This window comes from Pelistega europaea (genome assembly GCF_013133775.1).
GTDB classification, from domain to species: domain Bacteria; phylum Pseudomonadota; class Gammaproteobacteria; order Burkholderiales; family Burkholderiaceae_B; genus Taylorella; species Taylorella europaea.
Map to the genome: position 1 here is coordinate 36,945 of NZ_JABGBO010000009.1, position 21,023 is coordinate 57,967.

15 protein-coding genes are annotated in these 21,023 nt (G+C 42.9%); 5 read left to right on the forward strand and 10 right to left on the reverse strand.

The window, feature by feature from the left end; translation table 11 throughout:
- Window positions 1-104: 104 nt before the first annotated feature.
- The 6 genes from trpA to smc form a co-directional block, all read right to left on the reverse strand.
- The gene (trpA, locus tag HKX40_RS08585) at window positions 105-926 is read right to left on the reverse strand and encodes a tryptophan synthase subunit alpha (protein WP_171589161.1); all 822 of its coding nucleotides are present in this window, start codon (window positions 924-926) and stop codon (window positions 105-107) included.
- Between the two features lie 9 nt (window positions 927-935).
- Window positions 936-2,135 (reverse strand): tryptophan synthase subunit beta, encoded by a 1,200-nt coding sequence (gene trpB / locus HKX40_RS08590; protein ID WP_171589162.1) that lies wholly within the window; start codon window positions 2,133-2,135, stop codon window positions 936-938.
- A 112-nt stretch (window positions 2,136-2,247) separates the two neighbouring features.
- The gene (locus HKX40_RS08595; protein WP_171589163.1) at window positions 2,248-4,551 is read right to left on the reverse strand and encodes a RelA/SpoT family protein; all 2,304 of its coding nucleotides are present in this window, start codon (window positions 4,549-4,551) and stop codon (window positions 2,248-2,250) included.
- A 96-nt stretch (window positions 4,552-4,647) separates the two neighbouring features.
- The gene (gene ligA, locus HKX40_RS08600; RefSeq protein ID WP_171589164.1) at window positions 4,648-6,690 is read right to left on the reverse strand and encodes an NAD-dependent DNA ligase LigA; all 2,043 of its coding nucleotides are present in this window, start codon (window positions 6,688-6,690) and stop codon (window positions 4,648-4,650) included.
- Between the two features lie 161 nt (window positions 6,691-6,851).
- The gene (locus HKX40_RS08605) at window positions 6,852-7,889 is read right to left on the reverse strand and encodes a cell division protein ZipA C-terminal FtsZ-binding domain-containing protein (protein ID WP_171589165.1); all 1,038 of its coding nucleotides are present in this window, start codon (window positions 7,887-7,889) and stop codon (window positions 6,852-6,854) included.
- Between the two features lie 219 nt (window positions 7,890-8,108).
- Window positions 8,109-11,645: a chromosome segregation protein SMC gene (gene smc / locus HKX40_RS08610; RefSeq protein WP_171589166.1), complete on the reverse strand. Its 3,537-nt coding sequence runs from the start codon at window positions 11,643-11,645 to the stop codon at window positions 8,109-8,111.
- A gap of 175 nt (window positions 11,646-11,820) precedes the next feature.
- Between smc and lplT the strand changes: the two genes are divergently transcribed.
- On the forward strand, window positions 11,821-13,125 hold the full coding sequence (gene lplT / locus HKX40_RS08615; protein ID WP_171589167.1) for a lysophospholipid transporter LplT: 1,305 nt from the start codon (window positions 11,821-11,823) through the stop codon (window positions 13,123-13,125).
- Window positions 13,126-13,209: 84 nt separating this feature from the next.
- Here lplT and HKX40_RS08620 read toward each other — a convergent pair whose 3' ends face one another.
- Window positions 13,210-14,280: a uracil-DNA glycosylase gene (locus HKX40_RS08620; RefSeq protein WP_171589168.1), complete on the reverse strand. Its 1,071-nt coding sequence runs from the start codon at window positions 14,278-14,280 to the stop codon at window positions 13,210-13,212.
- 90 nt (window positions 14,281-14,370) lie between these two features.
- Window positions 14,371-15,747: a tRNA (adenosine(37)-N6)-threonylcarbamoyltransferase complex dimerization subunit type 1 TsaB gene (gene tsaB / locus HKX40_RS08625; RefSeq protein ID WP_171589169.1), complete on the reverse strand. Its 1,377-nt coding sequence runs from the start codon at window positions 15,745-15,747 to the stop codon at window positions 14,371-14,373.
- Window positions 15,748-16,027: 280 nt separating this feature from the next.
- Between tsaB and ompR the strand changes: the two genes are divergently transcribed.
- The 4 genes from ompR to HKX40_RS08645 all read left to right on the forward strand — a co-directional run bounded on the left by ompR (window position 16,028) and on the right by HKX40_RS08645 (window position 19,493).
- Complete coding sequence (gene ompR, locus HKX40_RS08630) at window positions 16,028-16,783, forward strand: osmolarity response regulator transcription factor OmpR (protein ID WP_171589170.1); 756 nt, start codon at window positions 16,028-16,030, stop codon at window positions 16,781-16,783.
- Between the two features lie 9 nt (window positions 16,784-16,792).
- A complete protein-coding gene (locus HKX40_RS08635; protein ID WP_171589171.1) occupies window positions 16,793-18,196 on the forward strand; it encodes an ATP-binding protein in 1,404 nt (467 codons plus the stop codon).
- 76 nt (window positions 18,197-18,272) lie between these two features.
- Entirely contained in the window at window positions 18,273-18,821 is a 549-nt protein-coding gene (locus HKX40_RS08640) for a peroxiredoxin (RefSeq protein ID WP_171589172.1), read from the forward strand.
- 153 nt (window positions 18,822-18,974) lie between these two features.
- A complete protein-coding gene (locus tag HKX40_RS08645) occupies window positions 18,975-19,493 on the forward strand; it encodes a carboxymuconolactone decarboxylase family protein (protein WP_171589173.1) in 519 nt (172 codons plus the stop codon).
- 42 nt (window positions 19,494-19,535) lie between these two features.
- Here the strand turns inward: HKX40_RS08645 and ispF are convergent, their stop codons facing one another.
- Window positions 19,536-20,024, reverse strand: a complete 489-nt coding sequence (ispF, locus tag HKX40_RS10750) for a 2-C-methyl-D-erythritol 2,4-cyclodiphosphate synthase (protein ID WP_246233655.1) — start codon at window positions 20,022-20,024, stop codon at window positions 19,536-19,538.
- Window positions 20,025-20,141: 117 nt separating this feature from the next.
- Window positions 20,142-20,885 carry a 2-C-methyl-D-erythritol 4-phosphate cytidylyltransferase gene (gene ispD, locus HKX40_RS10755; protein WP_246233657.1) on the reverse strand — a complete coding sequence of 248 codons (744 nt, stop codon included), beginning with the start codon at window positions 20,883-20,885 and terminating at the stop codon, window positions 20,142-20,144.
- Window positions 20,886-21,023: the final 138 nt, after the last annotated feature.

A 21,023-nucleotide genomic window follows, 5' to 3' on the forward strand; every position in this document is an offset into this window, starting at 1 on the left:
CCTACCAACAAGTAAGTATTTGCCTACCTATTAGAGTGATGATAATAAATAAACACTTTCATCATAGTAGCAAATGTGCATCAAATCATCACTGTTAAACTATATTATTTCAACGCCTTAGCGATACCTTTAATCCATTCGCCTGCGGCGTTGACCACCTTATTAGCTATGCCTTGAGCAGCCTCACCATCCAATGCCTTGTGCATAGTATCTACTAGCTTACTACCAATCACTACACCTTCAGCGACTGCACCAATACGCTGAGCACTCTGTGCATCAGAAATACCAAACCCCACACAAATAGGAATCTGGATATACTTTTTCATCACAGCAAGCTGACGCTTTACATCGTCAATATCTAGGCTGGCTGAGGCACCTGTCACTCCACGTAACGACACATAGTACAAATAGCCACTCGCCACACGAGCAACTTGTTGCATACGATCTTCTGTTGATGTCGGGGCCAATAAAAAGATAGGATCAATACCACGAGAAGTTAGCATATCACCAAAATCATCATATTCCTCAGGGGGATAATCCACAATAAGGGCCCCATCCACACCCGAATCAGCAGCGGCTTGCGCAAATGCTTCTCGACCCATTGCCTCAATAGGATTGGCATATCCCATCAATACAACAGGAGTATCTTGGTTTGTCTGACGAAATTCACGTACGATTGCCAACACCCCATGCAAAGTCATTCCTGCAGCTAAAGCACGCTCACTCGCATGCTGGATAACAGGACCATCTGCCATAGGGTCAGAGAAAGGCATTCCTAATTCAATAATATCCGCCCCATTAGCCACTAGGGTATGCATCACTGCTAATGTAGTTTCTGCATTAGGATCACCAGCACAAATATAAGGAATCAATGCGGCACGACTTGCTACTTTTGCAAAAGTTTGTTGAATTCTAACGCTTGCCATATCTATTCCTTAGAGCTCAAAATGCAGACACTCTGCCACTGTGTGCATATCTTTATCACCACGACCAGAGACACTAACTAAAATAATTTTATCCTGTGCTAATGTAGGTGCCAACTTTGCTGCGTAAGCTAGGGCATGAGAGGACTCCAATGCTGGAATAATCCCCTCAAAACGGCAGCAATCTTGGAACGCCTGTAAAGCCTCATCATCGTTAATTGTCACATAGCTTGCACGCCCAGTATCATTTAACCATGCATGCTCAGGACCTACTCCAGGATAATCTAAACCCGCAGATACAGAATGAGTCTCTTGCACCTGACCGTCTGCATCTTGCATCACATAAGTACGGTTGCCATGTAATACACCAACCTGACCTGCATTAATCGAAGCAGCATGACGAGAGGTAGTGATACCCTCACCACCAGCTTCAACACCGTATAATTTTACGTCAGCATAAGGGATATAGGGATAAAAAATACCCATAGCATTGGATCCACCGCCCACACAAGCCACCACACAATCAGGTTGGCGACCGACAAACTCATCCATCTGAGCAATGCATTCTGTACCAATAACTTTCTGAAAGTCACGTACCATCATCGGATAGGGATGAGGACCTGCAACAGTACCAATAATGTAGAAAGTGTCGTCCACATTAGCAACCCAATCCCGCATGGCTTCATTTAGTGCATCTTTCAATGTACGTGAGCCAGACTCAACAGGAACTACCTTGGCTCCAAGCAACTTCATGCGATGCACATTCGCCGCTTGACGACGCACATCCTCTGCCCCCATATAAACAACACATTCTAGACCATAACGAGCTGCCACAGTAGCTGTCGCTACACCATGCATACCAGCTCCAGTCTCGGCAATGATACGTTTTTTACCCATACGCTTGGCTAGAAGCATCTGACCGATACAGTTATTAATCTTATGTGCACCTGTATGATTTAAATCCTCGCGCTTAAACCAAATCTGTGCTCCCCCAAGCGACTGAGACCATCGCTTTGCATGATAAATTGGGCTGGGGCGACCAACAAAATGCTTAAGCTCGTAGTGAAATTCGGCAAGAAACTCAGGGTCATCTTTATAACGCATGTAAGCATCTTTAAGCTGAGTAATGGCGTGCATTAATGTCTCAGCAACAAAAAGACCCCCATATTGCCCAAAATGACCTCTTTCATCAGGTAGCTGAACAGTAACCAAAGATAGCTCCTAGATTTACAAACAAAGGACTATTTTACCTTATTTTTAAAAGATAAAGGGGCATCATAGTCTAAAAACATGATACCCCCTTTATATAAGGTTAATTAACTTGCTACACCCGATAAGCACTGGTGACACCTGTCACATCACTCAACACCTTGAGGGCTTTGCTCAACTGCTCTCCACTACCGATTTCAACCGTAAAGTTCATATAAGCATTAGATTCTTTGGTCTGGGTATTCACCCCCACCACATTCAGCTTTAACTTTGCAAAAACTTCAGAAATGTCGCGCAGTAAACCGCTACGATCCATTCCTGTAATCATGATATTAACGGGATAAACAGTACCTTCTGTCTCACCCCAATCGACCTCAATCACACGATCGGGTTCTTTTTGTTGAAGCACTTTAAACGATGGGCAATTTGCACGGTGTATAGATACCCCTCTACCACGGGTTACAAAACCAACAATCTTATCCGGAGGTGCTGGGTGACAACAACGAGCAAGCTGTGACATAAGAGAGCCAACACCAGCTACTAATACACCACTTTTACCTGTTACGCTTGCACTTGTTGCCGCACTTTGCCGTGGCACAAGAGCCTTTTCCTCGGTCTCAGGTTCAGGCTCCACAAATGCTTGTGCAATCTGACGCAGGCTAAACTCATCTTTTGCCACAGCGACGTACAAATCATCTAAGTGGGCAAAACCTAGTTTTGTTGCTAATTGGTCAAGATTAACAGATGTTTTACCCAAGCGTTGAAGTTCTTTTTCAACAAGCTCCTGACCATTGTTAATACGTAGTTGCAACTCAATCGCATTAAACCATAAACGGACTTTTGCCTTGGCACGAGGACTATGCAAATAACCTAACTGTGGATTTAACCAATCCCGAGAAGGTCCACCCGACTTCGCTGCAATAATTTCGACTGTCTGCCCTGTCTTGAGTGGTGTATTCAAAGCAACTAACTGTCCATCTACTTTAGCTCCTCGACAGCGGTGTCCCAAGTCAGTATGCAAAGAATAGGCAAAATCCACTGGAGTACTCCCCTCAGGCAACTCAATGAGACGTGCCTGTGGAGTCATCACATAGATGCGATCAGGCTTCCCTTGAGATGGCTTACTTTGTATCAGCTTTTGCTCTTCTTGCTTCAACTCTGTCTTTTTGCGTTCTAGATCGACAGCAGAGACAGTTTGCTTCTTCTCAGCTTGCTCAGTAATACCAACCTCTTTGCGCCAAGATAACAACTGACGCATCCACGAAATCTGTCTGTCATAAAGACTAGAAGCACTAACCGTCCCCCCTTTTGAACCAGCTTCCTTATATCGCCAGTGTGCTGCCATACCATACTCGGCAAACTGATGCATCTGCTTAGTACGAATCTGTACTTCAAAAACATGTCCAGACTCATCACGCACAACGGTATGTAAAGAACGATACCCATTGGGCTTAGGGCGTGCAATATAATCATCAAACTCTTCCATCACAGGAGCCCAATGTGAATGCACTAGCGATAAAGCGGTATAGCAATCACGCTCAGTATTTACAATAATACGAATCGCTAATAAATCGTACAACTCTTCAAAAGCGAGCGATTTATTACGCATTTTATTGTAAATACTGTAGATATGTTTGGCTCGACCTGCAGTATCTGCCTTAATGTGTTGTTCTTCGAGTGCCTGACGCAACTTGATTAGAAACTGATTGACCAGCTCCTCACGCTGTTTACGAGTTGCCTCTAACTTGACAGCAATTTCACGATAAACATCAGGCTTAAGAAAACGTAAAGATAAATCCTCCATCTCCCACTTAATCTGCCAAATACCAAGACGATTAGCTAATGGAGCATAGATATTGCTGGTCTGTAAAGCAATCTCGCGAGGACATGGTAATTTACTCTCTGCATACCACCGCAAGGTTTGCAAACGGGCTGCCAGGCGAATCAATACAATACGCAAGTCTGCCGCCATCGCTAACAACATCTTGCGTAAGATTTCCTGTTGTACTTTTTCTAGTTCTTCTGTTGCCTGTGTCGCCTGTGCTGTCACGTAACCAATACGAATCAACGCCTGCGCTCCCTCTACAAGCTCAAATATCTCTGCACCAAAAGCATCCATCACTTTTGTCTTGAACTGACTATCCTCAAGAGCAGAGTCTTTCATTAACAATGTAATGGTAGAAATCAATGCCGCTGCCATAGTAGTAGCATCCATTTCTAGAAGCGACAGAACTTTAAGGGTTCCTTTGACATGATGAATGGCAGGCTCTTGGGTAAATAACAACTTATCCTGCAAATAAGGCTCTACCCAGGTGATAACCTTATCCAAGAATTGCTGGTCACTATCACTCAAATCACCAAAAACATCGGCTTTCCAAGCCTCATCAAAGACACTGGTGGTGATGTTACTTGTATCCATACACTGAAGTCTCGTTTGATTAAAACATAGCGATATTATATATTTTTTATACCCAAAACAGCACAAATACCATTTTCAGTAGATTGCAACTGAGAGCTACATCCCCAACATGCCACGTAATTGCTCTTCATCAATAACAGCAACTCCCAATGACTGCGCTTTATCTAGTTTACTACCTGCCTCAGCCCCTGCCACCACATAATCTGTCTTCTTGGATACTGAACCACTAACCTTACCACCTGCAGCCATAATATATTGAGCTGCCTCATCTCGTTTCCAGTTGGGTAAGGTCCCAGTCAATACAAATGTCTTCCCACTGACTGCATCATTCTGACTTGCCTCAGTCTTGACATTTTCTTCGACCTCCACACCAGCAGCTAATAAGGCATGAATCACTTCTTGGTTATGTGCTTCAGCAAAAAAGCGCACAATAGATTCTGCGACTACTGGACCAACATCATTCACAGCGAGTAAATTTTCCATACTTGCCTGAGAAAGTGCATCAAGCGTCCCAAAATGTCCTGCTAAATCGCGTGCGGTTGCCTCTCCAACATGACGAATACCAAGTGAATAAATAAGGCGTGCTAATGTTGTCTGCTTACTCACATTAATAGCAGATACTAAATTCTCTGCCGATTTACGCCCCATACGGTCTAATCCAATGAGTTTTTCTACTGTCAATTTATACACATCTGCAATCGAATGCACCAAGCCTACATCAACAAGTTGGATAACAAGTTTTTCTCCCAAACCATCCACATTAAGCGCCTTACGACTCACTGCATGCATAATGCTTTGTTTGCGTTGTGCTTCACAAAACAATCCGCCAGTACAACGCGTTACCGCTTCATCAGGCAAACGTTCCACTGTTGAATGACACACAGGGCAACGATCAACCATCACAAAAGGTCGTGCATTGGCAGGACGCAATTCAGGAATAGCGCGGACAACCTCAGGAATCACATCACCAGCTCGGCGCACAATAACAGTATCACCAATCCATACATCTTTACGACGAATTTCATCCTCGTTATGTAGCGTTGCATTCGTAATAGTTACCCCACCCACAAACACTGGCTTTAACCGTGCTACTGGGGTCAATGCCCCTGTGCGCCCTACCTGAATATCAATATCTGTAATCACTGTACGGGCTTCTTCTGCAGGGAATTTATGGGCTATTGCAAAACGAGGGGCACGCGATACAAAACCAAGTGCTTGTTGTTGGGTTAAGCTATTGACCTTATACACCACGCCATCAATATCAAAAGGCAACTCTGCACGCCAACTCGACACATCTTTAAAGAACTGATAAAGTCCTGCTACACCACGCACAACTTTGCGCTGTTTTGCCACCACAAAACCTGCTTGACTGAAATACGCCAAACGCTCTGACTGGGTTTGCCCAATATCAAAAGACTGCCCTTCTGTAAATCGAATTTCCCCCCAACCATAAGCAAAAAAACGCAAAGGGCGTTGAGCAGTAATACGAGGATCCAGTTGCCGCAAACTACCTGCCGCTGCATTACGAGGATTTACAAAAGTTTTTTCCCCTTTACGAGATTGACGCTCATTAAGGACGAAGAAATCTTCTCTATTCATTAATACCTCTCCACGTACCTCCAGCACCTCGGGATAAGGTGCATTAAGTCGTAAAGGTACCGATGGGATAGTACGTACATTCGCTGTGACATCTTCACCAATTTGACCATCACCTCGGGTGGCAGCATGAGTTAACACACCTTTCTCATAACGCAGACTCATTGCCAAACCATCAAACTTTAGCTCACAATCATATTCTACCTGCTCCCCTGGTTGCAATAACTCTGCACCCATTAAGTCGTCCCGAATACGCTTATCAAAAGCTTTTAATTCTTCTTCACTAAATACATTACCTAGTGACAACATTGGTTGTGCATGTTGAATCGTAGCAAACTCTCGTAAAGGAGCTCCACCTACACGCTGAGTTGGAGAGTCTGGTGTAATCAACTCAGGATGCTCCGCCTCCATTGCCTGCAACTGACGCATTAACCCGTCATACTCATTATCCGTAATTGTGGGAGCGTCTTGAACATAATAAGCATAATCGTGACGGCGAATTTCATCACGAAGAGCTTCTAAACGAGCCATAAATTCGAGCATAAGATGAATTCTCTTTAAGAATAAATGGTTGACAACAACTCACTGTTATCAACATCAAAGGTTACTTTCACCATGAAAAAATACGCGTGATACTTAGGATAAAGCATCACGCGTCGGTAATCAACACAATGAGAAATTTGAATTACTCACCTAGAAACACACTAGCTAAATAAACGTGCTGCACGCTCAGAACCAGCAGCTAGACCATCATTTTCTAGCTCCTGATAGACTTGTGCGAGCTGTTCATCCATCATTGGGATGGCACGATTATCAGGATTTAAAGGCTGACCTTGATCGTCTACCACCTGTGCATTAAGTGCTTTAGCCAATTCATAAGCACATTTCACTAAATAAGTAAAGGGTTTATCAATTACTTGGCTATTAGGTACATCAATAAGGAGCTCCACAAAATCCACACCTGCTGAACGCACATCAGCACTTAATTCACCACCTAATAACAACATAAAGATAGGCTTACCATTCTCGTGTAGTCTCACATGACCACGACCATACTCACTATAGCCTAGACGATTAGCAATGGTGAGAATTGCTTTAACAGGTTGCGTACCTTCAAGTACCAATTTGACACCAACTTGTGCTTCCAGACGAGCACATAACTCATCCAACTGCACAGCACGAGCAAGTACATCCTCTTTGTTAGGCAACTCAATCGTACCATCAAAAGTCTGTGCAATATTATCAGCCAATACCACTGCACGGTCCCACTCTTCTATACGCAAAGGACCGCTGCGATTAGCTAATAGCAATGCCATCTGTACAGAACTGTACATTTCTGACGGTTGAATACGCGCACGATGATAACCATCAGAGGTGGTTGCAAAGTAACGAATTGCTTTCTGCCCAGCAGAACGCAAAGATTGCAAATGGCTGATAAGTTGTGATCCCAAGACAGGCATCACAAATTGAATATCAAAAACGGCCTCACACAAGGCATCAGGAGATTCTTCATCATGTTCTTGGGTGACCGAAACTTGCCCCTCTTCAAGATTAAATGAAGGTTCTTTGGACTCACTCGGATTAATAGCATGCATACCATGCAGCAAAGGATCGTGTTCTGATGCTGGGAACTGCTCTCTGATGCGTTGCTGGGCCTTCTTCTCTTGCAACCAGTTATAAGCAACAACACCCAGGATAGCCAATACCCCTAATATAACGATACTAATTTGCAGACTTGACATATATTCCCTAACGACTTTTAAGTATCACTTTAATCTACCAACCCCCACCAATCACCCATTATGGCGAGCGTGTAGTATTATTTTAAGCCCTTTATAGCCAAATAGATAACAAAACGATATGATTTTACACATTATTCAGCACGTTAGGCTATTATTTTCACGTTTTTCCTTAAGGAAAAAGGATTTTGAAGCCTTTTTGTACCTATTATGCATCGTTTTTTAGTTATCCCCCATCAACCGCACTGCTGAATCAATATCAACTGCCACAATACGAGATACACCTTGCTCCTGCATTGTTACACCCACAAGTTGCTTCGCCATCTGCATAGCAATCTTATTGTGCGAAATAAACAAGAACTGTGTTTGATCACTCATGCTAGCAACCAAGTTAGCATAGCGCTCAGTATTTGCATCATCTAGTGGTGCATCTACCTCATCCAATAAGCAGAATGGGGCAGGATTCAATTTAAACAACGCAAATACTAATGCGGTAGCGGTTAGGGCCTTTTCCCCCCCAGAGAGCAGATGAATCGTACTGTTGCGCTTACCTGGGGGCTGAGCCATCACCTGGACTCCAGCATCCAAAATTTCATCGCCAGTCATTCGCAATTTTGCTTCTCCCCCACCAAATAATCGAGGGAACAACTCCCCAAAATGCTGATTGACTTGATTAAAAGTATCTTGCAACAACTCTCGCGTTTCTCTATCTATTTTGCGAATGGCTTCTTCCAATGTATGAATCGCCTCGCTCAAGTCACTATGCTGCTCATCTAGGAAAGTTTTGCGTTGTCTTGCCTCATTTAACTCATCTAATGCAGCCAAATTAACTGGTCCTAGCGCATCAATTTGTCGAGAAATGCGTTGCACCTCACTCTGTAGCCAAGTCACTTTCTGCCAATTATCTCCCAACGCTCGGATTTCCGCACGCAATGCTTCTCTATCAACCTCACGTGAAGCCAACTGCTCAGCAAACTGCTCTACAGCTAACCGTGCTGCTTGTGCATCTAATTGCAACTGCATAATCTTGGCACGGTAAGGCTCCAATGAATGTTCAATACGTAAACGTTTCTCATCACTTTCGCGCAAGCTCGCCTCTAGATTATCTAATTGAATACGTGCTTCATTTAATAAGGCTTGTTTTTCTGCTTGCACTTGTAAAGCATCTTCTAAACCAGTACGAGTTGCTTCTTCATCAAACTCAAATAATTCTGCTTCCAAATTCTCAAGCTCTAGTTTCGCTTGCTCGGTTTGGCTTTTAGACAAATCACGATTACGTTTTAACTCTTCCATACGTGATTGCAAGCCACGTTGGGCAAAGCCTATTTCTTGTACCTGACGCTCTGCACCATGAATTTTTTGTTTCAAGGCTTCTGCTTGAGCATCCATATCTTCGCCATCCATCTGTGCTTGTGCATAGCGTGTTTGCTCTTCTCCTAGAGTCAAGTCAAGCTGCTCAAACTTTTCCTCACACTCTGCTGAACGAACCTCTAGCTCTTCCATCTGCATTTTGACATCTTCTAAATCATCATGCAGACGTTTACTTAAAGTGTGAGATTGTTCGATACGACTTTGCAGTTGAGCGTAGTTAAGCTGAATGTCATGAGCTCGGCGTGTATAATCTGCTACTCGTTGACGGGCTGGAGGCAAAGTGCTGGCTATTTGTTGATAAGCCTGCTCAGCACGCACCACTTCATCCGTAGACTGATCTGCTTTTAATTGAGCTGCACGAATCTCTTTACGTAGATTCTCAATTTCCTGCTGACGTGCAAGCATACCAGCTTGTTCTGATTCCGCTGCATAGAAATACACTCCATATGCATCCACAAGATGCCCCTCTTTCACCACAAAATAGGCTTTATCACGTAATTGACTACGCATTTTCAAGGCTGTTGGTAAGTCTGGTGCAACATAGACCCCTGCCAACCACTGCATGACTAATGATTTCAAGTCAGCGTCTGCCACACGTACCAAACTACTTAAGGGCTGTAATCCTGGAATCATGTCAGTCGAAGCGCTGTCTGAAATTGCTTGTAGTTTGCTATAAAAAGCCAATCGCGCAGGTGGGGGGTCATAAGCAAAGCCAGCAACCATATCAAGATGGTGTACCTGCAAAGCGGTAATACGTTCACGTAGTACAGACTCTATTGCTATTTCCCAACCGGTATCAACTTGTAGTGACTGCCATAAGCGAGGGAAGCGAGTTAAATCATTTTTCTGCAGCCACGGCTCTATCGCCCCCTTAGACTGAACATCTTCTTGCAATGCAACCAGAGCATTTAGTCGTGCTTCTAATTTAGACAGTTGTTGTGCCTCTTGTTGTGCGCGTTGCTGGGCTGCTTGGCGTGTTTGTTCTGCAACAGGCAGTTTATCCTCAATTTCCAGAAGTTTTGCTTGTGCCTCTTCGAGATTTTCTTGAGCCATTTCGCGCTCCATGCTCAAGGCTTCTAATTGTTCTTGGTCAGGAACATCTAGTTCACTTTTTTCTTTTTCAAGTCGCTCTTTACGCAGCTCTAATGCCTGCAGCTGACGATTAATATCCTGTTGCTGTTGTCCAATGAGTGCAAGGTTTTGTTCAATACCTGATAACACCTGACGGATTTGTTCTCGTGTTTTAATCGCTTCACGCACTTTATCCTCTAAATCAGGCAGCTGACCTCGGTATTCTTCTTCTTGCAATTTTGCATCTTCCAAACGCTCAACCCCCATTGCCAGCTCTTCTTCAATATGGGTAATCTGCTCCTCACAATGATTAAATTGCTCTTGCCACTCTTGGATTTTGGCATTTAATTGAGTTCTTCGTGTATTTAAACGTTGACGTGCATCCACTACATGTCGAATCTCTGCCTCCAGACGACTTACTTGGGTATTGGCTTCATAATAATGTGTTTGAGCCTTATGTACAGCATCACTTGCAGCATAATGTTCCTGACGGCGAGACTCCACTTCACTCTCAATTGCACGTAACTCTGCCATCGCACCTTCCAACTCTGTCTGTGCTGCTTCAATCTCGGCATTTTTGCGTTGCTGATCATGCAAGGCATTTTCTTCACGATTTAACCAAAGAGCTAATTGCTTTTTTTCACCCTCGTCTTGTAGGCTACGATAATGTGCAGCAACTTCCGCTTGAGCTTCTAACTTAGTCAGTTGTTTTTCAAGCTCAGTTTGAATGTCTTCTACACGTAGCAAATTCTCACGAGTATCAGCAAGACGATTTTCTGTCTCACGACGTCGCTCCTTGTAGCGTGATACCCCTGCTGCCTCTTCAAGATAAACGCGTAATTCCTCGGGTTTTGCCTCAATCAAACGATTGATCATTCCCTGACCGATAATCGCATAACCACGAGCACCAAGACCAGTCCCTAGAAAAATATCATGCACATCTCGACGCCGCACTTGTTGATTATTAATAAAATAACTACTAGTTCCATCTCGTGTTAATACTCGACGAACAGCAATCTCAGCATAACTACTCCATTGACCTACTGCACGTCCATCGGAATTATCAAACACCAACTCAACGGCTGCACGACCAGCTGGTTTACGATTGCCTGAACCATTAAAAATCACGTCTTGCATGGATTCGCCTCGTAGCTCAGAGGCTTTGGTCTCTCCTAATACCCAACGTACGGCATCAATAATATTCGATTTACCACAGCCATTAGGCCCTACGACACCAACCAACTGACTAGGTACAGGAATCACTGTAGAATCAACAAACGACTTAAAACCTGATAATTTAATTTGGGTTAAACGCACAGTAAACTCAATGGAATAAGGGTTAAAAAAGAGAAGTTTAGCAAATTATCCTAGCAATGTAATATGTTTTGATACAAGATAAAATAATCGCTTATAATGGTTGTTTTGGTTCAACCTGCGATTGCTCATTATGGCGGCGTAGATAAACCCTCTTACTTATAGACAGGTACTGGTTTTGAAAAAAGGTTTTTATACAATCATGGTGGCGCAAGCCTTGTCATCGCTTGCAGACAACGCCTTATTTATCGCTGCTATCGCACTTATTGATCAACTATCAGGACCAGATTGGTTGGACTCACTGCTTAAATGGTCTTTTGCTGCTGCTTATGTCGTACTAGCAGCCTTTGTAGGTGCTGTAGCAGACTCATTCCCCAAAGGTCGTGTCATGTTTGTGACCAACTCTATTAAAATCGTTGGCTGTCTATGGATTTTTGTGTCAGGCTTTATGGCTCACCATAATCCTGAACTACAAACCTACCTCATCTGTGCAGCCTATGGTTTAGTGGGCATCGGTGCAGCAGCCTACTCACCAGCTAAATATGGTATTGTTACTGAGCTACTCCCCCCAAAAGACTTGGTCAAAGGCAATAGCTGGATTGAAGGTCTGACAGTATTGTCAATTATCCTTGGTTTTGTATTAGGTGGATTTCTTATTGCCCCTAAATTCACTAACTGGATTGTATCATTCCCTATATTTTCCCCATTTAGAGATGCACCCGCACAAATTGCTGTGATGCTTATTGGTGTCATCTATATTGCGGCAGCCGTCTGTAACCTGCTCATCCCTCGCACCTATTTTGTTTACCCCAAACAACCAAAGAACCCCATCGTGCTTATCAATACATTTGCTAAATACGTTAGTATTCTCTGGCGCGACAAGGTAGGGCAAATTTCACTAGCAGTAACTACCCTCTTCTGGGGAGCAGGTGCCGTTATCCAATTAGTTGTTCTTAAATGGGGTATTGATCATCTAGGACTTGAAGTTTCTCAAGCCTCTTATCTTATGGGAGTAGCTGCTATTGGTACTATCATTGGAGCAGTATTGGCTGGTAAAGTCTCCCTTGAGAAATCACTCTCTGTACTCTGGGTCGGTGTTATCATGGGTTTATGTGTAATGCTTATGGTGATTGTGAAATCTCTATGGGCTGTATGTGCTGTACTCATCTTAGTAGGAGCACTTTCAGGCTTTTTCGTGGTACCGCTCAATGCTTTACTACAACACCGTGGACATGTGTTGCTTTCAGCTGGACATTCTATTGCTGTACAAAACTTTAACGAGCAGCTTAACATCCTTCTCATGGTTGCCATTTATGGCTTTATGGTGCATTCAGGCTTACATATCAACACCATTATTGTCATTTTTGGCACATCAGTAGCTATACTCATGTTTGTCGTGATTTTATGGAGCAAGTACAACCAACGTCAATACCCTCAAGCGTTTGCGGAGATTGGCGACACAGGTCATGGCAAAGCACAATAAATTTAGTATAGACCATGCAATCTTCACCTTGTGTCTTTGCAAGGTTTCATAGTGTAATCCGGTTAATTATCCTATTAATATCATTTATCCCTTGATATAGGGAAGGATTTTTTGTAGGTCAGTCCAGATATCTGCTTTTAAGGAAGGGTTGATAAGCAATAAACTAGGGTGATGACTGACAATCACTGGGATTTTTTGCGTCTCATTAAGGGGATAAAACCACTCTTGCATACGCAAACCATCCATTGTACTGTTGTCCTGCTGCAGAAATGATTGAGCAGCTCTTGTCCCTAATAACCAAATACACTTAGGTTGTAATAACTGAATTTGTGCTTGTAAATAAGGAATGGCATACGAAACAGGGATGTTCTCATCACGGGCATGAAACTTAAACAAACTGGTAATAGCAACATCATTTTTTGCCACTCCTAAAGGAGCCAACATGTTTGCCAATAATTTTCCGCTTGCACCAGCAAATACTTGCCCCTCTAAGGCATCTTCAGCTCCTGGCATCTCTTCGATAATTAATATATCCAGTGGTTTTTTACCTTCTTGCCCCACAAGCACCTCACGCTCATCCTGTACCCACCCCCATTGCAGGTATTGGTGACATACTGACTGAACCAACTCATCCCATGAATTCACTTGTACAGTCGGCATGGCACCAGGTTGAGCGGGAGAGGAAGTACGATAAGATTGTCGAGATAATTGTTCAAACCCCTTCTGAATGGTCTGAATGGCACGTGCTTGCTCTTGACTAACAGGGCGTCCAGCTTTTACTCTCCCCTCAGGAGAACCTCGTTTGATGAGACTAACTTCCGAGTCTGATACCGATGACACACCACTAGGGGCAACTGTTTGGTTTGGTGCTACTGCTGCTGGAGTCATTTTCTCTGATGACACCACTTCTGCTGAAATGGCAGTGGATGTTGCCAAAGTTGATGACGGTATGGCTCCTAAAGGAGTAGTCACTGTTGTCTGCTGAGAAGTAGCTGCATCGAGATTTACCTGTGCTTCTGAGGCTACTGGTTCCTCTTTGTTCTCTTGCAGCTCTCGTCCCCACAACATAGTCACGCCCAACTCTTTGAGCCATAAGACTTGTACAGATGAGAGTGATAAACCATTAGAGGCAGTATGTTGTGGAAAGTTATTCATAGACAAAATATCACCTAACTTATTAAGCCTTAAGCCCATTCATCTCGAATGCATGACAAGGTAGAACAGTCTTCATTTTAGAAGCCTTATTTAGGCTGTGTACAGATTTTCGAGGTTTTTCTGTAAAACAAGCGCATCCTCACGGCCACCCTCGGTTTCATAATACCCTTTGCGTATCCCTATCTGCTCATACCCCATACTCTCATACAGGGTTCTAGCTACCACGTTAGAAACACGCACCTCAAGCAAGTGTAAATATGGACCTTGTGCTTGACTTGCAATAAACAACTCCAACCATTTTAATAATAATTTCCCCAATCCATGTCCTTGATAAGCTGGAGCAACAGAAATCGTCATGAGATTCACAACATCAGGATCAATCATCTGAACTGCAAATGCCACAACCTGATCATCCCCATCTACCAATGCCCAATTATGATAGTTCACATGCATAAACGCCGCAAAAAACATCCCCTCACTCCAAGGGTTATATTGTGTCTTTTGTTCTATTGCCAGTACCGCAGGCAAATCACTTCTTTTAAGAGGGCGAATCCAATACCCCTGTGCCAGCAACTCATTTGCAAATGCTTGTTGTGCTTGCTCTAGTTCTGACAATATAGGCAAAGCAATCTGCGGATTACCTCCTAGACCTGACTCCCGTTCCACGGTCGTAAAAGCTACCTTATCACGCAGATACAAAGGAGCAAGCTCATCAATCTCATAATTGGGGAAATCACCTTGGGTTTGTATGCGTTGATAAGCCATCCTTACTAAAGTATCAGCATGTGCCCACTCTGTTGCACCAATGTGCCATTGCTCATTTGGCAAAATAAATAAATCCTTATACTCACTAACAGCATTACCAGCAAGACAAACTTGTAAATCTTTGGGTGCCCAATTATGTAAAAGACACCACCGAGGCAGTTGTTGCTGTATCCATGAAACGACATCTTTGGCTTGTATTAATAGAGGTTTTAATACAGGTTGGTCTAATAATTTCCCTTGTTTGACCTCATAAGCAGCCAAATAAACTTCTTGCATACGAGCATCTAATGCCACTACTATCAAACCATCGGAGAGACAATGCTGTGCTAAAACGGCACTTGCCTCTAAAGAGCAAACTGGGACAATAGGGATATTCAGCCCCAATGCTAAACCCTGAGCCAGCCCACTAGCTACCCGCAACCCTGTAAACCCTCCTGGTCCTTGGGAAAACGCAATGCCGTGGATATCCTGCTTTGACAATCCAGATTCTGCCAATATCTCATCTAGCATTGGTAAGACTTGTTCTGCATTTTTCCCGCCCTCATCAGAAGTACGATAAAACACACGAATGCCATCTGTTGGTTGAGAAGTCACTAAATTCTTTTTTGAATTCGACAAATCAACGTCTTGTTGATTCAAATGGGATTGTAAAAGTGCTACGCTCGCTCCATCCGCTGCATTTTCTATAGCAATCAAATTCACAGTAAGACCTCATCCATTTTTCTAGGACACTATTGTAGCAAGACTCACTAACGCCTTGCCATATCATGCATTTTTTTGCTGATAAATTTCAATTTATTACTAATTTAAATTTTTTTCGCTTTATCTCATAGAAATTTGGTAGGTTTTTATGTAACATTTACATTAATGTGAAACTAGTGGCTTGAAGTGTTTTTTATTACACTCTTGTCTAACTATACTTTTTTATTCACTTTCATTACACATTTAGCTCGCATAAAAATTTTAACAAGGATAGATTTCTATGGTACAGAACGCATCCAACTCTTCTCTTCCTCGCAAAATTCTCGTTGTAGACGATGATGTCCGTCTACGAGATTTACTCAGACGTTATTTATCTGAACAAGGGTTCACTGTGCACACTGCTGAAGATGGCAAAGAGATGTCTAAAGCTATTCAGCGCGAAGTTTTTGATTTATATGTATTAGATCTTATGTTACCTGGTGAAGATGGTCTTTCTATCTGCCGACGCTTGCGCGGTGCTAATGATACAACCCCTATCATTATGCTCACAGCAAAGTCTGAAGATATTGACCGTATTCTTGGTTTGGAAATGGGTGCAGACGACTACCTTACTAAACCATTCAACCCTCGCGAATTACTCGCTCGTATCAATGCGATACTTCGTCGTTTACAAGTTGAAGAGCATCCCGGTGCACCTAGCCACGAAGCAGAGATTGTTCGTTTTGGTCCATATACACTTAATTTATCTACTCGCACATTAATGAAAAATGGCGAAATCCTACCTATCACTACAGGAGAATTCTCTGTTCTTAAGGTTTTTGCCCGTAATCCTCGCAATCCTATGTCACGTGATAAGCTTATGGAGCTTGCTCGTGGTCGTGAATACGAAGCATTTGACCGTAGTTTGGATGTTCAAATTTCTCGTCTACGCAAATTACTTGAGCCAAACCCTGCAAAACCTATCTATATCCAAACCGTATGGGGGTTAGGTTATGTCTTTATCCCTAATGCAGACGAACAAGTCCAGCAGCAATAACCTTTTGTTATGATTGCCAATCCTGTTAAGCTTTTATTTGATAAACTCAAGCATCAAATACAGTTAGGAATATTCAGCCGAGTGTTCCTAACTCTTTTTGCTTTACTACTTTCAAGCCTATCGGTTTGGCTATTCATCTTTTTATTGGCTCAGCAAGCACCCCGTGCCACCCAAATCGCCGATAGAGCCATTACCTCCTACTACATTACTCAACGAGCGTTCCGTTTTGCACCACCAGAAAAACATGCTGACCTCATCATGGAATTGGTGACCATTGGTGATACTCAAGTTTTCCCCCGAGAATCTACAGATACCTTTGTTCCCATACCCAACACAAAGTTCTGGAAACTAGTCTCTAACCGCATCAGGAAGAACCTCATTCATGACCCGAATCTTGTTATCGCTAAATCGGTCAATGGTGAGGGAGGTCTCTGGATTAGTTTAGACACACCAGATGATGAGCAATACTGGTTGCTCATTCGTTATCAGGCACTTGATATAAAACAAGAATGGATTTATTGGAGTGCCATTATTCTATTACTCTCTCTCATTGGTTCAAGTATTGTTGCTTTACTTGTTAATAAGCCACTTAAACAGATTTCACAGACTGTTCGCTCCATTGGTCGAGGCGAGGCTCCTAAACCACTTCCCGAAGACAAGGGCCCCCACGAATTACGTAATCTCTTCAAAGATATTAATCACATGGTTAATGATCTCAAAGAAGCAGAAAATGATCGACAAGTGATGTTGGCAGGTATTTCTCATGATTTGCGTACCCCGCTGGCACGTATCCGTCTTGAGATTGAAATGTGTCATATCCCCGAAGAGTCTCAAAAAGTTATTGATGAGGATTTGGAGCAGGTAAACCATTGTATTAACCAATTATTGGAGTACTACCGCCCTGTCACCTCGACTTCTCCTCAGATTATCAACATTAGCAAGACTCTCAGACGGGTGTGTGAGCTTGAGCAATCTTATACAGCTAGCCTAAATGGTACTTTCACCTACTCTATTGAAGAGGGGTTATATGCAGATTTCACAGGTGGCAATATCAAACGGGTCGTCAGCAACCTTATTGAGAATGCTCGTCGCTATGGTAAAACAAAAGATGGGGAAATAAGGGTTGAATTACGGGTATATCGTCACCATCTAAAAATTCACATTGACGTGATGGACTATGGTGTAGGTGTGGCTCCCGAAGAAATTGCCCGTATTTTGCGACCGTTCTCCAGAGGTGAACAGGCTCGTACTGATACCAACGGTTCAGGTCTGGGCTTAGCAATTTGTGAACGCCTACTTAAACAGTTTGGTGGTTCATTAAGCCTTTTACCCAATAAACCCTGCGGTCTCTTATGTCGAATAGAAATTCCCTTAAGAAACAATAGAAATATTCAATTAGACGAAATTAATTAATAGCTTTAGAATATCGTTATGGTGAAGTTAAGTCATAACGACTCAACCACTTAATTAACTTAAAAAGGAACTTATTATGAAAACAGTTGGTGATAAATTAGAAGCGTTCAAAGTAGTTGGTGTTAAACCTGGTTTCAACAATCACGAAGAAAACGGTGTGTCAGCTTTTGAAGACATCACTGAAAGTTCTTTCCCAGGCAAATGGAAAGTTATCTACTTCTATCCTAAAGATTTTACTTTTGTTTGCCCAACAGAAATCGTTGGTTTTAACAAACTAGCTAAAGAATTTGAAGACCGTGAAGCTGTATTAATGGGCGGCTCAGTAGACAACGAATTTTGTAAACTAGCATGGCGTCGTGACCACAAAGACCTAGATCGTTTAGGTCACTACCAATTCTCTGACTCTACTGGTTCTTTAGTTGACCAATTAGGCGTTCGTGAGAAATCAGCTGGTGTTGCTTTACGAGCAACTTTCATTGTTGACCCAGACAACGTTATTCAACACGTTTCTGTAAACAACTTGAACGTTGGTCGTAGCCCAGAAGAAATCTTACGTATTCTAGACGGTCTACAAACTGATGAACTTTGCCCATGCAACCGTGCAGCTGGTGGTGCAACACTATAATCTATTTATAGATTAAACATATAGCATGAGAGAACCCAGCTATATGGCTGGGTTTCTTTTTACCTAAAATTAGGTTTATACCTCATAACATAGTGTAGTCACTACAGAAATTACCCCATCTGAAGTGTCTGTCACTGTCATCGGAGAATTATTATGGAATTTCTAACAACCATCAAAAATGAAATCCCTGATTGGGCAAAAGATATTCGTTTAAACTTAGATGGCACTATTGCTCGCTCATCTTTATCCCCTGCAGACGCCGTAGGTGTTGCTTTAGCAGCTGCTTATGCAGCCAAAAGCCCTTTCCTTGTTGAGCAATTTAAACTAGGATTAAGCCCTGAAGATATAAATGGTGTACTTACTGCAGCTGCATTAATGGGTATGAATAATGCCTATTATCCATTTACTGAAATGGCTGGGGATGAGCAACTTCGAACCTTACCAGCAAAACTACGCATGAATGCTTATGCTTCACATGGTGGCATTGAAAAAGTACGTTTTGAGATTTTTGGTTTAGCCGCTTCTATTATTGGTAAATGTCATTTCTGCGTTAAAGCCCACTATGAGGGTGCCAAGGCAGAAGGCATGACCACTGAGCAACTACAAGATGTGGGTCGTATTGCTTCTGTCGTCAATGCGGCAGCTCAAGTGCTTGCAGCTCAAGGCAAGTAATCTCTTTCCTCCCCTTGGGGTTTGTGCTCTCCAAGGGGGTCTCTATGCATCTTTACAAAGAAGTACCACAACTGTTGCAGCTATCCCCTCTTTGCGCCCCAAAAAGCCTAGATGCTCATTGGTCTTTCCCTTAACATTCACCGCACTTTCCTCTATTTGCAAGTCTGTAGCAATGTTACTCACCATCGCTGGTGCATAAGGCATAATTTTGGGGGCCTGTGCATGAATTGTCGCATCCACATTGACCACCAACCAACCAGCCTCGCGAACACGCTTAAAAGCAGCTCTTAATAATACCCGACTATCCGCCCCCTTATACTGAGGATCTGTATCAGGGAACAAGCGTCCAATATCACCTAGACCAGCCGCTCCCAGCACTGCATCTGTAATTGCATGAAGTAAGGCATCCGCATCAGAATGCCCCATCAACCCATGCGTATGGGGAATAGTCACCCCCCCTAAAATCAGAGGACGCCCCTCTACCAACGCATGCACATCAAACCCTTGCCCTACACGAAAATTCATTCCCATTGATATACCTTCAAATGATTACAACTTATCAGAGTTTACTTCCCAGTAAACTGCTAAACCCGACAGTAAACTGCCAAATTCAAGGAGTCTACTATTAACCCAATTAAAGAAATAGTCCTATGTTAAAAAAGACTCCACCAGTTCAAAATCTTCTGCCCATGTCACCTTCAGATTACGCCAATGTCCTTTTATCAATAGACTTTTTTCCCCTACAAACTCAATAGCACTAGCCTCATCAGTAATTGCAAATCCATGAGATAGAGCCACTCTTAATGCTTGTTCCAATAGCTCTTTTTTAAAAAGTTGGGGGGTTTGAGCCAACCACAAACCATCACGACTCACAGTCTCATCGATATACATTGCAGTAGTATTTGTCGTCATATCTGAAAGAGGCTTCTCTGACAATCGTTGCTGCCGCTTCACCGTATCTCCAACAGGTAGAGCTAAAATTCCTCCTGTATCCATAGACAAACACGTTGTTATCAATCGATTTAACGCATCAAGGGGAAGCCCTGGTCTGGCAGCATCATGAACAAGCACCCATCCCTCATTTGGCAAGGTGCTTATTGTATTTAGTACGGTATCAGCCCGTGTAGCACCGCCTGTCCGGTGAATATAACAATGCTCAGGTAATATTTGCTGCAAAATCCAATCATCATCTGCTGCCACACCAATATGCACACTCTCAATCGCAGGATGAGCCAATAGTGCTTGCACGGTATGCCACAACATAGATTGCCCTTTAATCAGACGATATTGCTTTGGAATAGCCTGTCCATTGACCATAGCAGCCGCTCTTGAGCCAACACCACCAGCAGGAATAACTGCACGGATAGTAGGATAAGGAAAATCTAACTTCATCAAACCTATATCACCCTTTCTTTTATCATGCTGGCTATATTACCATTAAGTAGATAACTTTGCTAACACACAGAAATACGTCAAGCAAATACCTAGTATGTTAAAATTTTCCTTTGTTTTATCTGGTGAAATTTAACC

Coding starts and splice junctions, on each gene's coding strand:
- HKX40_RS08645 (WP_171589173.1), top strand. CDS start 18,975: ATGGAATTTCTAACAACCATCAAAAATGAAATCCCTGATTGGGCAAAA.
- ispF (WP_246233655.1), bottom strand. CDS start 20,024: ATGGGAATGAATTTTCGTGTAGGGCAAGGGTTTGATGTGCATGCGTTG.
- ligA (WP_171589164.1), bottom strand. CDS start 6,690: ATGCTCGAATTTATGGCTCGTTTAGAAGCTCTTCGTGATGAAATTCGC.
- ompR (WP_171589170.1), top strand. CDS start 16,028: ATGGTACAGAACGCATCCAACTCTTCTCTTCCTCGCAAAATTCTCGTT.
- ispD (WP_246233657.1), bottom strand. CDS start 20,885: ATGAAGTTAGATTTTCCTTATCCTACTATCCGTGCAGTTATTCCTGCT.
- HKX40_RS08595 (WP_171589163.1), bottom strand. CDS start 4,551: ATGGATACAAGTAACATCACCACCAGTGTCTTTGATGAGGCTTGGAAA.
- trpA (WP_171589161.1), bottom strand. CDS start 926: ATGGCAAGCGTTAGAATTCAACAAACTTTTGCAAAAGTAGCAAGTCGT.
- HKX40_RS08605 (WP_171589165.1), bottom strand. CDS start 7,889: ATGTCAAGTCTGCAAATTAGTATCGTTATATTAGGGGTATTGGCTATC.
- HKX40_RS08620 (WP_171589168.1), bottom strand. CDS start 14,280: ATGAATAACTTTCCACAACATACTGCCTCTAATGGTTTATCACTCTCA.
- HKX40_RS08640 (WP_171589172.1), top strand. CDS start 18,273: ATGAAAACAGTTGGTGATAAATTAGAAGCGTTCAAAGTAGTTGGTGTT.
- HKX40_RS08635 (WP_171589171.1), top strand. CDS start 16,793: ATGATTGCCAATCCTGTTAAGCTTTTATTTGATAAACTCAAGCATCAA.